The 16114-nt window shown below is 63.0% G+C and carries 13 protein-coding genes; 10 read left to right on the forward strand and 3 right to left on the reverse strand.

The features are described from left to right. Positions 1-101: 101 nt before the first annotated feature. Complete coding sequence (hrcA, locus tag GWL_RS00535) at positions 102-1130, reverse strand: heat-inducible transcriptional repressor HrcA (protein WP_008325480.1); 1029 nt, start codon at positions 1128-1130, stop codon at positions 102-104. 70 nt (positions 1131-1200) lie between these two features. Next, entirely contained in the window at positions 1201-1929 is a 729-nt protein-coding gene (locus GWL_RS00540) for an HAD family hydrolase (protein WP_008325481.1), read from the reverse strand. Positions 1930-1965: 36 nt separating this feature from the next. Between GWL_RS00540 and GWL_RS00545 the strand changes: the two genes are divergently transcribed. The 6 genes from GWL_RS00545 to dnaJ all read left to right on the forward strand — a co-directional run bounded on the left by GWL_RS00545 (position 1966) and on the right by dnaJ (position 10411). Continuing rightward, complete coding sequence (locus tag GWL_RS00545) at positions 1966-2883, forward strand: NAD kinase (RefSeq protein ID WP_008325482.1); 918 nt, start codon at positions 1966-1968, stop codon at positions 2881-2883. Positions 2884-2962: 79 nt separating this feature from the next. After that, a complete protein-coding gene (gene recN, locus GWL_RS00550) occupies positions 2963-4609 on the forward strand; it encodes a DNA repair protein RecN (RefSeq protein ID WP_008325483.1) in 1647 nt (548 codons plus the stop codon). A gap of 47 nt (positions 4610-4656) precedes the next feature. Further along, complete coding sequence (gene hemH, locus GWL_RS00555; RefSeq protein ID WP_008325484.1) at positions 4657-5766, forward strand: ferrochelatase; 1110 nt, start codon at positions 4657-4659, stop codon at positions 5764-5766. 588 nt (positions 5767-6354) lie between these two features. Next, positions 6355-6924 carry a nucleotide exchange factor GrpE gene (grpE, locus tag GWL_RS00560; RefSeq protein ID WP_034349650.1) on the forward strand — a complete coding sequence of 190 codons (570 nt, stop codon included), beginning with the start codon at positions 6355-6357 and terminating at the stop codon, positions 6922-6924. Between the two features lie 155 nt (positions 6925-7079). After that, positions 7080-9023: a molecular chaperone DnaK gene (dnaK, locus tag GWL_RS00565; RefSeq protein ID WP_008325487.1), complete on the forward strand. Its 1944-nt coding sequence runs from the start codon at positions 7080-7082 to the stop codon at positions 9021-9023. 257 nt (positions 9024-9280) lie between these two features. Next, positions 9281-10411: a molecular chaperone DnaJ gene (gene dnaJ / locus GWL_RS00570; RefSeq protein WP_008325488.1), complete on the forward strand. Its 1131-nt coding sequence runs from the start codon at positions 9281-9283 to the stop codon at positions 10409-10411. A gap of 104 nt (positions 10412-10515) precedes the next feature. Here the strand turns inward: dnaJ and panB are convergent, their stop codons facing one another. Further along, a complete protein-coding gene (gene panB / locus GWL_RS00575) occupies positions 10516-11343 on the reverse strand; it encodes a 3-methyl-2-oxobutanoate hydroxymethyltransferase (RefSeq protein WP_008325489.1) in 828 nt (275 codons plus the stop codon). 715 nt (positions 11344-12058) lie between these two features. Between panB and GWL_RS00580 the strand changes: the two genes are divergently transcribed. The 4 genes from GWL_RS00580 to GWL_RS00595 are packed head-to-tail and all read left to right on the forward strand — an operon-like array spanning position 12059 to position 16097. Next, positions 12059-13153, forward strand: a complete 1095-nt coding sequence (locus GWL_RS00580; RefSeq protein ID WP_008325490.1) for a hypothetical protein — start codon at positions 12059-12061, stop codon at positions 13151-13153. Between the two features lie 17 nt (positions 13154-13170). After that, the gene (locus tag GWL_RS00585; protein WP_008325491.1) at positions 13171-13539 is read left to right on the forward strand and encodes a response regulator; all 369 of its coding nucleotides are present in this window, start codon (positions 13171-13173) and stop codon (positions 13537-13539) included. 42 nt (positions 13540-13581) lie between these two features. Beyond that, positions 13582-13896, forward strand: a complete 315-nt coding sequence (locus GWL_RS00590) for an STAS domain-containing protein (RefSeq protein WP_008325492.1) — start codon at positions 13582-13584, stop codon at positions 13894-13896. Next, the gene (locus GWL_RS00595; protein WP_008325493.1) at positions 13893-16097 is read left to right on the forward strand and encodes a chemotaxis protein CheA; all 2205 of its coding nucleotides are present in this window, start codon (positions 13893-13895) and stop codon (positions 16095-16097) included. Before GWL_RS00590 ends, GWL_RS00595 begins: the two co-directional genes overlap by 4 nt. Positions 16098-16114: the final 17 nt, after the last annotated feature.

A 16114-nucleotide genomic window follows, 5' to 3' on the forward strand; every position in this document is an offset into this window, starting at 1 on the left:
GGCTCGATTTGAGCAAAGCAGCGTGAAGCAAAATGCAAAAAGCCACGTGTGGTCGCACGTGGCTTTTTTGCGTTCTGGCGGGATGGTTGTGCTGGCCGGGCTCAGTGCTGGCTCAGCGCGCTGGAGAGCAGCTTGGCGGTGATGTCGACGATGGGGATGACGCGCTCGTAGGCCATGCGGGTCGGGCCGATCACGCCGAGCGTACCGACGATGCGGCCGTTGACCTCGTAGGGCGCGGTGACGATGCTCATGTCGTCCATCGGCACCAGCTGGGATTCGCCGCCGATGAAGATCTGTACGCCGGTGGCCTTGCTGGAGACATCCAGCAGCTGCAACAGCCCGGTCTTCTGTTCGAACATGTCGAAGAGGCGGCGCAGCGAATTCATGTTGGAGGACAGGTCGGTCACCGACAGCAGGTTGCGCTCGCCGGAGATGACCACGCTGTTGTCGGCCTCTTCGCTCATGGCGTCGCTGCCGGCTTCGACGGCGGCCTGCATGAGCGTGGTCATGTCGTCGCGCAGCTGGCGCAGCTCGCCCTGCAGATGCACACGCACCTGGTCGAAGCTTTGGCCGGCGTAATGCTGGTTGATGTAGTTGGCGGCCTGGGTCAGTTGGCTGGGGGTGTAATCGACCTCGGTCAAGAGCATGCGGTTCTGCACATCGCCACCCTGGTCGACGATGACCAGCAGGATGCGCTTTTCCGACAGCCGCAGAAATTCGATCTGCTGGAACGCCGATTCGCGCTTGGGAGTCATTACCACACCGGCGAACTGCGACAGCGAGGACAGCACCTGGGCTGCATTGGTGATGATCTTCTGGGACGAGCCGCTGTGCTGCAGGCGCGACTGCAGGCGGCCTTCGAGGGCGCTTTCGTCGATGGCCTCGACGGTGAGCAGGGTATCGACGAACATGCGATAGCCGCGCGGCGTGGGCACACGACCGGCCGAGGTGTGCGGGCTGGCGACGAAGCCCATCTCTTCGAGATCGGCCATGATGTTGCGGATGGTCGCCGGGGACAGTTCCAGGCCGGACAGTTTCGACAGGGCGCGCGAGCCCACCGGCTGGCCGTCGGCGATGTACCGTTCGACCAGGGCCTTCAAAAGTGTGCGGGCGCGGTTATCGAGTTGCATGGGGCATATTCTAGCGGCATATCCGCCAAATGTGACGGCGGCTCCGTCCTGGGGGACATTGTACGAAGAATCAGGCCTGCGTTTGCAGCCAGTCATGCAGCTCATGCAGGTCGCGGCAGATGGCGTCCGGCGTGATGCCTGCCGGCAGCGTGCGCTCAAAACGGTTCATCCACACCGCCCGCAGGCCGGCCTGCTGTGCGCCCTGTACGTCCAGCAGCGGGTCGTCGCCCACGTAGACAGTGGCCGCCGGGGCAACCTGCAACGCTTCGCAGGCGGCATGGAAGATGGCCGGGTCGGGCTTGGCGCGGCCGAAGCGGTGCGCGGCAATCGAGACGCCGAAGTGACCGGCCAGGCCAATGCGATCCAGGTCGGCAAAGCCGTTGGAGACCGAGCCCAGCGTCAGCCGTCCCTTCATGCGCAGCAGCGCCGGTTCCACGTCATCGAACAGCGCCACCGTGCTGCGCGCCTCGGAGAACACGGCCATGGCCGGGTCGACCAGCGCCAGGTCCACGTCATGCTCGCGGAAGACATCGGACAGCGCCGTATGGCGCAGCTTCCAGAGGTCGATGCGATACATGGGATCGGTCTTCATCAAGGCCATGCGGCGTTCGCGCAGGCTGGCAATCGTATGGGCCGCCACCACGGCGGGCGCATGCTCGCGCAGCCAGTCGTAGAGCAGGCCTTCGGCGCGCACCAGCACCGGTTCGATGGCCCACAGGGTATCGTCGAGATCGAACAGCACCGCCTCGATGGAGGAGGGCGCAGGCGAGGAGGGCAGGGAGGAAGCGCTTGGTTTCATTACAATGTCATCTCAAATTATGGTCTAATCCGCAGCATGTGGCCCATCAAATTACCCGTTCAGGCAGCCGTACCCAAAACCGTCGCCATCGTCGGCAAGTTCCAGGCCGTCGGCATCGCGCAGATCTTGTCGGACATCGCCGTGTTCCTGGAGTCGCATGGACACACCGTGGTCTTCGAGTCCGAGACCGCCGAGAACATCGCCCTGCAAGGCTATGACAGCCTGACGCCCGAGCAGATCGGACAGCAGGCCGACGTGGCCATCGTGGTCGGCGGCGACGGCACCATGCTCGGCATTGCGCGCCAATTGGCTCCGTACAACGTACCGCTGATCGGCATCAACCAGGGGCGGCTGGGCTTCATCACCGATATTGCCCAGGACCGCATGATACCGGCTCTGGCCGACATGCTGGAAGGCAAGGTCGAAGCCGAGTCGCGTTCGCTGCTGGAAGCAAGGGTCTACCGCGAGGGTAGCGAGATCTTCCGCGCGCTGGCTCTGAACGACGTGGTGGTGGCGCGTGGCTCCACCTCCGGCATGGTCGAGCTGCGGGTGGAGGTCGATGGCCGCTTCATGTACAACCAGCGTTCCGATGGTCTCATCGTGGCCACGCCCACGGGTTCCACGGCCTATGCCCTGTCGGCCGGCGGACCGATCCTGCATCCCAGTCTGCATGGCATCGTGATGGTGCCGATTTCACCGCATTCGCTGTCCAACCGTCCCATCACCCTGTCGGATTCCTGCGAGATCGTCATCCAGGTGGTGGCCGGACGCGAGGTCAGCGCCAACTTCGACATGCAGTCGCTCACCAGCGTGCTGCATGGCGACCGCATCGTGATCCGCCGCTCGGCGCACAAGATCACCTTCCTGCATCCCGAGGGCTGGAGCTATTTCGACACCCTGCGCGAGAAGCTGCACTGGAATGAATACCCGTCGATAGAAGGCCGTTTACAATAAGCGCGCCATTGTCCCGACCGGCGTGTGCCGGTCTGCATGGCACCCCTGGCCTGTTCGTCCAACCCGCTGCGAGACCACCATGCTGCGTACCTTAACGATTCGCGACTTCGTGATTGTCGATGCCATCGAGCTCGAATTCGCGCGCGGATTTTCCGTCTTCACCGGCGAAACCGGCGCCGGCAAATCCATCCTCATCGATGCCCTGGCGCTGGCCATGGGCGGACGGGGCGACCCCAGCGTGGTGCGCGAGGGGGCGGCCAAGGCGGATGTGAGCGCCGACTTCACCGCCACGCCGGAAGTCATGGCCTGGCTGGACGAACACGAATTCACCGGCGAGCACGACGGCGTACTGCTGCGCCGGGTAATCGACAATGCCGGCCGCAGCAAGGCCTACATCAATGGCAGCGCCGCCACCGCCGCGCAATTGCGCGAAGTCGGCGAGATGCTGGTGGATATCCACGGCCAGCATGCGCACCAGTCGCTGATGAAGGCCGATGCCCAGCGCCAGTTGCTGGACAGCCAGGCCGGCCTGCTGGACCCAGCGCGCGAAGTGGCCACCGCCTACAAGACCTGGCGCGCCTTGGCGCGCCAGCGTGAACAGTTCGAACAGGATGCGCGCAATGTCCTGCTGGAGCGTGAACGCCTGGAGTGGCAGGTGGCCGAGCTGCACAAGCTGGCCGTCAAGCCCGGCGAATGGGCCGACATCAGCACCGAGCACAGCCGTCTCTCACATGCCGCTGCGCTCATCGGCGGCGCGCAGGAAGCGCTGGGGATGATCTCGGAATCGGAGTCCCCCATCCTCTCGCAGCTGTCCTCGATCACGCAGAAGCTGAGCAAGCTGGTCGATGTCGATACCGCCCTGAAGCCCGTGCTCGATGCCCTGGAACCGGCGCAGATCCAGTTGCAGGAAGCGGTCTATGCCCTCAATGATTACCTGGGCCGGGTCGAACTTGATCCGGCACGGTTGCAGGCAGTGGAAGAGCGCCTCGAAGCCATCCATTCGACCGCCCGCAAATTCCACGTCCAGCCCGATGAATTGCCCGAGGAACACCGCAAGCTCTCCGAACAATTGAAGCAACTGGCCGACGCCAGCGATCTCGACGCCCTGCGTGCGCAGGAAGACAAGCTCAAGGACGCTTACCTTGCCCTGGCGCAGAAGCTCTCCGGGGCGCGCGCCAAGGCCGCTGCCGCGCTGGGCGAGGCGGTCACGGCGGCGATGCAGGATCTGTCGATGGCCGGCGGACGTTTCGAGATCGCGCTCAATGCCGTGGAGCCGGCCGCCTACGGACTGGAGCAGGTCGAATTCCTGGTGGCCGGTCACGCCGGCGTGGCACCGCGCGCACTGGCCAAGGTGGCCTCGGGCGGTGAGCTGGCGCGTATCTCGCTGGCCATCTCGGTCATCGCCTCGGCCGCCACTACGGTGCCGACCCTGATCTTCGATGAAGTCGACAGCGGCATCGGCGGCGCCGTGGCCGAAGTGGTCGGACGGCTCTTGAAGCGCCTGGGCCAGGAACGCCAGGTGTTGTGCGTGACCCATCTGCCGCAGGTGGCCAGCCAGGCCAACCAGCACTACCAGGTCAAGAAGCGCAGCGAAGGGGGCAAGACCCTCTCCGACATCGACGGGCTGGACGCCAAGGCGCGCGTGGAAGAAATCGCCCGCATGCTGGGCGGACTGGAAATCACCGCGACCACGCGCAAGCATGCGCGCGAGTTGCTGGCTTCCTGATCGCGGCTTCCCTCACAAGAACATCAAGAACACCAAGCTCAACGACTATGGCCTTTCGCAAAGAACCTCCCTACACCCATGGCAGCCCGGCCTCCACCGCCGTGGTGCTGGTCAACCTCGGTACACCCGACGCGCCCAACGCTGGCGCGCTGCGGCGCTATCTCAAGCAGTTCCTGTCGGATCCACGTGTGGTGGAAATCCCGCGGGCGGTGTGGTGGTTCATTCTCAACGGCATCATCCTGCCGTTCCGTTCGTCCAAGTCGGCCGAGAAATACGCCAGCATCTGGACCGAGGAAGGCTCTCCGTTGCGCGTGCATACCCAGGCCCAGGCTACGGCGCTGGGCGCGCAGCTGGCTGCGCGCGGACATCATCAGCTGCAGGTGGTGTATGCGATGCGCTATGGCACGCCCTCCCTGCCGCAGGTGCTGGACCAGTTGAAGGAGCAGGGCTGTACGCGCATTCTGGTGCTGCCGGCCTATCCACAATATTCGGGCACGACCACGGCATCCATCTTCGATGCGGTCTTCGATCACTATCGTCAGGTGCGCAACATTCCCGAGCTGCGCCTGATCCGTAATTATCACGACCAGGATGCGTATATCCAGGCGCTGCGCCAGTCAGTGCTGGACCACTGGGACCTGCACGGGCGGCCGGACAAGCTGCTCATGAGCTTCCATGGCGTGCCCAAGCGCACGCTGATGCTGGGTGATCCCTATCATTGCGAGTGCTACAAGACCGCACGCCTGCTGGCGCAATCGCTGGGTCTGGCCGAGGATCAGTATCAGGTCACCTTCCAGTCGCGTTTCGGCAAGGCAGAATGGCTGCAGCCCTACACCGCCCCGACCGCTCAGGAACTGGGCCGCCAGGGCGTGCGTCGCATCGACGTGATGTGCCCCGGTTTCACCAGCGATTGCCTGGAAACCCTGGAAGAAATCGCCATGGAGGTCAAGGAAGACTTCCTTCACGCCGGTGGCAAGGAATTTCACTTTATCCCTTGTCTGAATGAATCTCCGGCCTGGATCAAGGGCATGGTGGAGCTGGCCGAGCAGCATCTGGCCGGCTGGCCGACCATGAGCAACGCCGCCGCCCGCGAGGAGCTGGCGCACCAGCAGCTCATTGCCGCCGAGCGCGCCAGGGCCCTCGGCGCGGATCGCTGATTTTTCACGAAGCTTCATATCGGCCTGCGCGCAACGGCGGCCTGACCACGTCAGCCTGCTAGAATAGCGGGCTGAACGCCTTTTGTTGCCTGTCCGGCAATGAGCCTGCCGGGTAGCGGCGGGCCAAATTGTTCATACAAGAAAAAAACCGGGCTGGCGCAGTCGCTCAGAGCGTGTATTCACCCACCAGATGGGTATAGCTGATCCAGGCGGTAGCGAGCAGGCTGTACAGGGCGACGAGAATGGTGGCCGCAATCAGTGGCAGTTTCATGATGACACCTTGTTGGCGCGACAAGAGAGGGGAAGTGGTAAAGCCGTCGAACGAGTTGGCCCCAGCGGGCGAGAACTCGAATTCAGTTTAGGTCGGGCTCGAATTAACTTGAAGTCAGAGTCCGTAATTTCTGTAAGCGCGCGTAACATTTTTCTTCTTGAAATCGCAGAAATAGGCAAAAAGTCGCCGGAAAGTGCCAAAAAGCCCTTGAAAAAGCAGGGAGATACCTTACTTGTGCCGCATCCCATCGTGGACGGCGCCCTGCATCGGACCGCCGCACGCACGTAACTCATTGATTTGTTGGAGGTAATTCAGGAATGCAAGACATGGAAAAACAGGAGTCCCCATCCGTCCAGCAAGACAACCCGGCTGTTGAAGCCGCTGCGGCCCCTGCTGCCGAGCAGGCCGCTCCCGCTGCCGCTGCCGAGCCCACGCTGGAAGACAAGCTGGCCGCCGCCGAAGCGAAGGCTGCCGAACTGCAGGATGCCTTCCTGCGTGCCCGTGCCGAAGGCGAGAACATCCGCCGCCGTGCTCAGGAAGACATCGCCAAGGCCCACAAGTTCGCCATCGAAGGCTTTGCCGAATCGCTGCTGGCGGTCAAGGACAGCCTGGAAATGGCCCTGAAGATCGAAAACGCCTCGCTGGAGTCGCTCAAGGAAGGCGTGGACATGACCCTCAAGCAACTGACTTCGGCCTTCGAGAAGAACAAGCTGCAAGAAGTGAGCCCCCAGGCCGGCGACAAGCTGGACCCGATGAAGCACCAGGCCGTCTCGGCCGTGCCGGCCGAGCAGGAAGCCAATACCGTGGTGGCCGTGCTGCAAAAAGGCTATATGATTTCCGACCGTCTGCTGCGTCCGGCGCTGGTGACGGTGGCCCAGGGAAAGTAAGCGGACCGGCGCCGCAAGAGGGCAAGCGCAAAAGGCATCATTTTTGCTTGTCCCGGTGGTTTCGGCGCTTGAAAGTCCGGCTTTCCTCCACATATTCAAACCATTCAAAACACCTGTAGCCCGACATCCAGGGCTGAAAGAACGAAGGAAAAATCATGGGAAAAATCATTGGTATTGACCTGGGCACCACCAACTCTTGCGTTTCCGTCATGGAAGGCAACCAGCCCAAGGTGATCGAGAACTCCGAAGGCGCGCGTACCACGCCTTCCATCATTGCGTATCAGGAAGACGGCGAAATCCTGGTCGGCGCTCCCGCCAAGCGCCAGGCCGTCACCAACCCCAAGAACACCATCTATGCCGCCAAGCGCCTGATCGGTCGCAAGTTCACCGAGAAGGAAGTGCAGAAGGACATCAACCTGATGCCCTACCAGATCGTGGCCGCCGACAACGGCGACGCCTGGATCGGCGTGCGTGACAAGAAGCTGGCACCCCCGCAGATCTCTGCTGAAGTGCTGCGCAAGATGAAGAAGACCGCCGAAGACTACCTGGGCGAAGAAGTCACCGAAGCCGTCATCACGGTCCCGGCTTACTTCAACGACGCCCAGCGCCAGGCCACCAAGGACGCCGGCCGCATCGCCGGTCTGGACGTCAAGCGCATCATCAACGAGCCGACCGCAGCCGCGCTGGCTTTCGGCCTGGACAAGGCTGAAAAGGGTGACCGCAAGATCGCCGTGTATGACCTGGGCGGCGGTACCTTCGACGTGTCCATCATCGAAATCGCCGACGTCGATGGCGAAAAGCAGTTCGAAGTGCTCTCCACCAACGGTGACACCTTCCTGGGTGGCGAAGACTTCGACCAGCGCCTGATCGACTACATCATTGACGAATTCAAGAAGATCAACGGCCTGGACCTGTCCAAGGACGCCATTGCCCTGCAGCGCATCAAGGCCTCGGCCGAACGCGCCAAGATCGAGCTGTCGTCCTCGCAACAGACCGAGATCAACGAGCCCTACATCGCCATGGCCAATGGCGCACCGGTCCACCTGAACCTGAAGATCACCCGCGCCAAGCTGGAGTCGCTGGTCGAGGAACTGATTTCCAAGACCATCGAGCCCTGCCGCACCGCCATCAAGGATGCCGGCGTGAAGGTCTCCGACATCGACGACGTGATCCTGGTCGGCGGCATGACCCGCATGCCCAAGGTCATCGAGAAGGTCAAGGAATTCTTCGGCAAGGATCCGCGCCGTGACGTGAACCCCGACGAAGCCGTGGCCGTGGGCGCCGCGATCCAGGGTTCGGTCCTCTCGGGCGACCGCAAGGACGTGCTGCTGCTGGACGTGACCCCGCTGTCGCTGGGTATCGAAACCATGGGCGGCGTCATGACCAAGATGATCAAGAAGAACACCACCATCCCGACCAAGTTCAGCCAGGTGTTCTCCACTGCCGACGACAACCAGCCGGCCGTGACCATCAAGGTCTACCAGGGCGAGCGCGAAATGGCCGTGGGCAACAAGGCTCTGGGCGAATTCAACCTGGAAGGCATCCCGCCGGCACCGCGCGGCACCCCGCAGATCGAAGTGACCTTCGACATCGACGCCAACGGCATCCTGCACGTGGGCGCCAAGGACAAGGCCACCGGCAAGGAAAACAAGATCACCATCAAGGCCAACTCCGGCCTGAATGAAGAAGAGATCGAAAAGATGGTGCGCGACGCCGAAGCCAATGCCGAGGAAGACAAGCGCCTGAAGGAACTGGCCGAAACCCGCAACCAGGGCGATGCGCTGGTGCACTCGACCAAGAAGGCACTGGGCGAATACGGCGACAAGCTCGAAGGTGGCGAGAAGGAAGTCATCGAGTCCGCCATCAAGGCACTGGAAGAAGCCTTGAAGGGTGACGACAAGGCCACCATCGATGCCAAGACCGAAGCCCTGTCGACTGCGGCCCAGAAGCTGGGCGAGAAGATGTACGCCGACCAGCAGGCTCAAGCCGCCGCTGCCGGTGGTGCTGCGGGCGCCGCAGGTGCACAGGCCGGCGCTGCCGGTGCTGCCGCACCCAAGGACGACAACGTGGTCGACGCCGACTTCAAGGAAGTGAAGTAATCCGGGACTGACGCCTCGTTTCCCCTGAGGTCAGCGCTCGCGCCCGGGTGCGGTTTACCGCAGCCCGGGCGGATTTTTGAGAAGCATCCACCCGGCCGGGTTGTTTTTTCGGCCAGGCCGGTACGCCGAGTCCGCAGTCAAAAGCTGAACTCGGCTTTTTCACATTGTTGGTTTCCGGTCGTGCGTGCGCGGCCGCAGATGCAGATGCAGGCCATCGCAGCAGCGACGGAACACAATAACAAGGTGGGTTATACAACATGGCAAAACGCGATTTTTACGAAGTGCTCGGCCTGGCGAAGAACGCCAGCGACGACGAAATCAAGAAGGCTTATCGCAAGCTGGCGATGAAGTACCATCCTGACCGCAACCCGGACAGCAAGGGTGCGGAAGACAAGTTCAAGGAGGTCAAGGAAGCCTACGAGATGCTGTCGGACCCGCAGAAGCGCGAGGCCTATGACCGCTACGGCCATGCCGGCGTCGATCCCAATATGGGAGCAGGCGGCGGTGCCGGTGCGGGTGGCTTTGCCGATGCCTTCGGCGACATCTTCGGTGATATCTTTGGCGGCGGCGGCGGTGGCCGCGGTCGCAGTTCCGGCCCGCAGGTCTATCGCGGCGCGGACCTGCGCTACAACCTGGAAATCACCCTGGAGCAAGCTGCCCACGGTTTCGACACCACCATCCGCGTGCCCTCCTGGGACCAGTGCGATACCTGTCACGGCAGTGGCGCCAAGCCCGGCACTTCGCCGGTCACTTGCACCACCTGCGGCGGTCATGGCCAGGTGCGCATGCAGCAAGGTTTCTTCAGCATCCAGCAGACCTGCCCGAAGTGCCACGGCAGCGGCAAGATCATTCCGGAACCCTGCACCACCTGCGCTGGCGCCGGCCGCATCAAGCGCAACAAGACGCTGGAGGTCAAGATCCCTGAAGGTATCGACGATGGTATGCGCATCCGTTCCTCGGGCAATGGCGAGCCGGGTGTCAACGGCGGTCCTCCGGGCGACCTGTATGTGGAAATCCACATCAAGCCGCATGACGTGTTCCAGCGCGATGGCGATGACCTGCATTGCGAGATGCCGATTTCCTTCGCCAAGGCGGCACTGGGTGGCGAGATCGAAGCCCCGACCTTGAACGGCAAGGCCTCCTTCTCCATTCCCGAAGGCACCCAGAGCGGCAAGACATTCCGCCTGCGCGGTAAGGGCATCAAGGGTGTGCGCTCCGGTTATGCGGGCGACCTGTTCTGCCACGTCGTGGTGGAAACCCCGGTCAAGCTGACCGAACGCCAGAAGGAACTGCTGCGCGAGTTCGAGCAGCTCACCACTGAAGGCGGCGCCAAGCACAGCCCGCAGACCAAGACCTGGAAGGACAAGGTCAAGGAATTCTTCGAGTAAGTTGTGACATCAGCATCAGCATCAGCATCAGCATCAGCAGCAAAGCAAAAGGCCAGCGTGATTTTCGCTGGCCTTTTTCTTGTCCATCGCTTGAGCTCAGGTACTCAGAAACAATGCTCCTGCGCCGGGAAGCTGCCATCCTTGACCGCCGCCACATAGCGGCGCACCGCCTCCTCGATGCCACTGGCCCCTTCCATGAAGTTGCGTACGAAGCGGCTCTTGTGGCCCGGGAAAACGCCCAGCATGTCGTGCATCACCAGTACCTGGCCCGAGCAGTCGGGGCCGGCGCCAATGCCGATGGTAGGAATGCTGAGCCGGTCGGTCACTTCCTTGCCCAGCGTGGCCGGTACCGCTTCGATCACCACCAGAGAAGCGCCCGCCTGCTGCACCGCCAGCGCATCGGCATGCAGTTGGGTGGCGCCATCGCTGGTCTTGCCCTGCACCTTGAAGCCCCCCAGCTGGTGCACCGACTGCGGCGTCAGGCCGATGTGGGCGCACACCGGAATACCGCGCTCGGTGAGGAACTTGACGGTATCGGCCAGCCACACGCCGCCTTCGAGCTTGATCATCTGCGCGCCCGCCTGCATCAGCAGCGCGGCGTTGCGGAAGGCCTCCTCGCGGGTCGGGTAGGTGCCGAAGGGCAGGTCGGCGATGATCAGCATGGTACGGCTACCGCGCGCCACCGCTGCCGTGTGGTAGGCCACGTCCTGAATGGTCACCGGCAGGGTCGAATCGTGACCCTGGCAGACCATGCCCAGGGAGTCGCCGATCAACACCGTTTCCAGCCCGGCGCGCTCCATGAGCGTGGCGAAGCTGGCGTCATAACAGGTCAGCATGCTGATCTTGTCGCCCTTGGCGCGCATCGCCTGCAGGGTGTGGGTGGTCACCGGCTTGGCGCGCGTAGCGCCCGATTCCTGAAGATAGCCTGCCATGAAGAATTCAACCTCCGTGATTGAGAAAGGCGCGCTTGCCGTGCATTTCCTGGATGTGCTGCATCCTTGTGAAGCGGATCCAGATGCTCGGTGTTGATGGTCGGCACCGACGCCTCTTCGTAGTGATAGAAAAAATGACTGTAGCATTCCGACAGCGGTTGCAGGCAATCCTGGGACAGGGTTTCCTCCATGCGGATGCCGCGCGCTCCACAGTGCGGCCAGACGGGCGGTCAGTGAGCGCTTGCCAGTTGCGACCGAGCAGTCGATGGCGATGCGGCGGCCGCTTTCTAGTGCCATGCCTTCCTTCGCCCGGCACGTCGGGTGCGGCATTGTAGTTGATTTCACTGCGGCCGGCGCTCATGCCTGCTTTGGCTTTTGTTGATTCGATGCAATATCCTGTCCATCCTCAGGTGGTGCAGACAACTCAAGCGGAATTCGGCCTTTATTCCACGCAAGGCCAGACCCGCTCAGCCAGCACAATAGGCTGTGGGGCGGTGCGCGCAGGCTGGAACCTGTCGCGAGGTGCATTGGTGCCGGGTTGTCCTCGGGGCGGAGGCGCTCAATCGCCTTTGTCTCCTTCCATGCCTGGCCTGGGCAGGAGGGCCTGTCAAAAGAAGCGCCAGTTCCTGCCGTAAACACCGTCAGGGGCAGGGTACGTGCACCGTGGCCGTACGGTTTGCCCCGAGCTGACAACAACCAACAGGAAAACGTGGCTGTGAAATCGCTTCGCAATATCTTGCCGGTGCTGTGCCTGGTGAATCTGCTGCTGTTGATGATGCTGGCCCAGCACTGGTGGCTGGGGGCGCTGGTGGGCCTGCTGATCGGCGGTGCCTTCTACCTGACTTGCCTGCCCGCACCGGCGGCGGTGCCGGTGGCGTCCCCGCAGCCGCCGCTGGCGCAGGCCGCCGCAGCAGCGACCTTGCCGCCGGTGCCTTCCGCACCTGTGGATGGACAGGCCTCGCTGGCCGCACTGCTGCGCGAAGTACTGCCGGTGTGGCAGGGCAATGTGCAACTGGCGCGGGCACAGACGCAATCGGCCATCGACGGTTTGACCGCCCGCTTCGTCGGCATCCATGAGCGCCTTGGCGGCGCACTGGACCCCGCCAGACACGGCGCAAATGGCGAGATCCTGCAGACCGTGCAGCATGCGGCTGAACAATTGGGCAGTATTGCCTCGGCGCTGGAAGGCATGCTGGCCTCGCGTCAGCTGCTGGTGACCAAGTTCGACAGCCTCATGGCGGCCAATGACGAGATTCGCCGCCTGGCCCAGCAAAATGAGCAACTGGCCGGCCAGACCGGCGTGACCGATCTGCTCAGCGACGAGCAGAGCTGGCAGGAACTGGCCGAGCGCTCGGCCGAGAACAGCCGCCAGATCGCCGCCCGCGCCAAGAGCGCACGCCAGCAGATCATGGCGGCCATTGGCGCCAACGGGGACGCCGCCGCCAGTACCGACGGTGTCGCTGAGAATTCGCGCGCCGTGATTGACCAGATCATTGCCGACTTCCGCCATTCGGCCATGAAGCTCACCACCACCGTGGAGGCGCTGGAGGACGAAGGCCGCGAAGTGGATCGCGAAGTATGTGACATCCTGGTCCACCTGCAATTCCAGGACCGCATCAGCCAGATCCTGGATCACGTGCAGCAGGACATCCTGCGTCTGCGCAGCGCGGCCATCGAAGCGCAGGCGCTGCCCTCGCCGCAGCAGTGGCTGGCCGAGCTCGAAAAGACCTACACCACCCAGGAACAGCGCCAGATTCATGCCGGCCAGCAGGGCCATCCCGTGCCACCGTCGCAGGTGGATTTTTTCTGAGACAACGAGGAACCGAGATGGAAAAGAGCATATTGATCGTTGACGATTCCTTCAGCCTGCGGCAGACCATCACGGCCGCCCTCAAGAGCGCCGGCTACCAGGTCGAAGAAGCTGCCGACGGCCTTGAAGCGCTGAAGAAACTGGATGGCCGCAAGTTCAATCTGGTCATCTCCGACCTCAACATGCCCAACCTGGATGGCCTGTCCTTCGTACGCGAGATGAAGCAGATGCCGGCCTACAAATTCACCCCCGTCATCATGCTGACCACCGAAAGCAGCGAGGTGCGCAAGCAGGAAGGCAAGGCCGCCGGCATCCGGGCCTGGGTCCACAAGCCCTTCCTGCCGCCGGTGCTGCTCGATGCAGTGGCCAAGCTGGTGCAACCCTGAGCGATCCAGAGGACCGTTGAAGACCCAACCGAGACCCCGAAAATGCCGCTGACGTATTCCGTGCAAGAGGACCGGCTGCTGCTCACGCTGAGTGGTGGCCTGACCATTTTCCAGGCAGCCGAACGCAAGCCGGAATTGCTGCACGCGCTGACACTTGCGCAGACCCACGTAGTGCTGGATCTGTCCGGTGTGGACGAGCTCGATACCGCCGGCATCCAATTGCTGCTGCTATTGCGCCGCGAGCTGGCCAACAGTGGTCGCCAGCTGGAGATCGGTGCCTACAGTCCGGCCGTGCTAACCGCACTGGACCTGCTGCAACTGCATGAGCGCTTCAGTCCCGCCGTGGAGGCCGAATGAAGAAGGATTCCGCACGCGATGCCGTCGTCCAGGAAGCCCGCGAACTGCTGGTGGCCATGGAAGCCGCCTTGCTGCAGATCGAAATGGAAGGTCCGAGCCGCGACAGCATCAATGCCATCTTCCGGGCCGCCCATACCATCAAGGGCTCGGCCGGCCTGTTTGCTTTCGACAGCATTGTGCAGTTCACCCACCAGGTGGAGCATGTGCTGGACCTGGTGCGCGAAGAGCGCCTGCCGCTGAACGCGTACATGATGTCCTTGCTGCTGCAGTGTGGCGATTACATCGGTGAACTGGTCGATGCCATCGAACGCAATCAGGAGGCCGAGGAGCCCAACGCCGAACGTCGTGCCACGCTGCTGGCCGAACTGGACGAGGTGGCGCAATCGGCCATTGCATCGCGGGAGCTGGTCTCTGGTCAGCCGACCTTGGTCGGGCAGCGCCTTGCCGGCAGTCCTGCTGCCGACCCGCTCGCCACCGACGAGGCAAGCATGGATGCCACCTTGCAGGCGGCGGCCGATTATCCTTACTGGCACCTGTCGCTGCAGTTCAACGAGAACGTCTTGCGCGATGGGCTCGATCCGCTGTCTTTCCTGCACTACCTGCGTTCGCTGGGGCGCATCGTCGCCATCCTGCCGGTGGAGGCGGGCATGCCTGCGGCCGCCGCCATGGATGCCGAGAGCTGTTATCTCGGCGTGGAAATCTGCCTGGTCTCCGATTCCACCCGGCAAACGCTGGAGGATGTGTTTGAATTCGTGCGCGATGACAGCCGTATCGACATCCTGCCTCCGCACAGTCCCCTGTGCGCGTATGCCGCGGTACTGCAACGCCTGGCCCGCGAGGACGCGGCCCGTCTGGCCGGCCAGTGGCGCAGTCTGTCATTGTTCAATGAAGTCCAATGGCGTTGCCTGGGAGCCGTCACCCTGGAGGAAGCGGTCGCCGCCGTGGTGCCGGCGGCCACCGACGCGGGCGCGCGGCCTCGCCCACTGGAGGAGCGGCGCGCGCAGGAACAGAAATTCATCAAGATCGAGGTCTCCAAGCTGGACCAGTTGATCGACCTGGTGGGCGAGCTGGTCATCGCCGGTGCCAGTGCACGCCTGATCGCACGGCGTCGCAAGGACAGCCAGTTCGAGGAGGCCACCCAGGCCATCGACAGCCTGATGGAACAGATCCGCGATGCCGCGCTGACGTTGCGCATGGTGCAGATCAATGAAGTATTCCAGCGCTTCCCGCGCATCGTGCGCGACATCGCCCGCGATCTCGACAAGGACATCGAGCTGACCATGACCGGCTCCGAGACCGAGCTGGACAAATCCATGGTGGAGCGCCTGGCCGATCCGCTGATGCACATCGTGCGCAATGCTATCGATCACGGCATCGAGCCGGCCGCCGAGCGTATCGCTGCCGGCAAGCCGGCCAAGGCATCCCTGCGGCTCAATGCCATGCACGAATCGGGCAGCGTGCTGGTGGAGGTGATGGACGATGGTCGAGGCATGGATCGCGCGCGTATCCTGGAAAAAGCCATCGCCCAGGGACTGGCCGCGCCCGATGCCGAGCTCAGTGATGGCGAGATATTCCGCTTCGTCTTCGAGCCCGGATTTTCCACCGCGCAGCAGGTCACTGAACTCTCGGGACGTGGTGTGGGGATGGACGTGGTCAAGCGTAACATCGATGTCCTGCAGGGTGAGGTAGGCATCGATACCGAACCAGGCCGTGGCACCGTGGTGCGCATCCGCCTGCCGCTGACGCTGGCCATCATCTCGGGCTTCCAGGTGGTGGTGGGCAATGCGGTCTTCGTCATCCCGCTGGATATGGTGGTGGAGTGCATCGACATGCCACCCCGGCAGAGCGGCAGCCACATCGTCTCGGTACGCGGTGAGCCCTTGCCGTTCGTCCCGCTGCGCGAACTGTTTGACCTGCCTGCGCGCGACCAGGGCAGGGGACGCAAGAGCCTGGTGATCGTACAGTACGGACAATTGCGCGCCGGCCTGCTGGTCGACGGATTGCTGGGCGAGTGCCAGGCGGTGATCAAGCCGCTGGGCCGCTTGTTCGGCAAGGTCAAGGGGCTGTCCGGATCGACCATCCTGGGCGATGGCCGGGTCGCATTGATCCTGGATATCGCGCACCTGGTGCAGCATACCCAGCAACAGGAACAAGGCAATACGGCGGCCTACGCCGAAAGCAGCGTGGCGTCGGCGCCATGACGGGCGCCGATCGGACG

Source organism: Herbaspirillum sp. GW103, assembly GCF_000261365.1.
Taxonomy (GTDB): Bacteria; Pseudomonadota; Gammaproteobacteria; order Burkholderiales; family Burkholderiaceae_D; genus Herbaspirillum.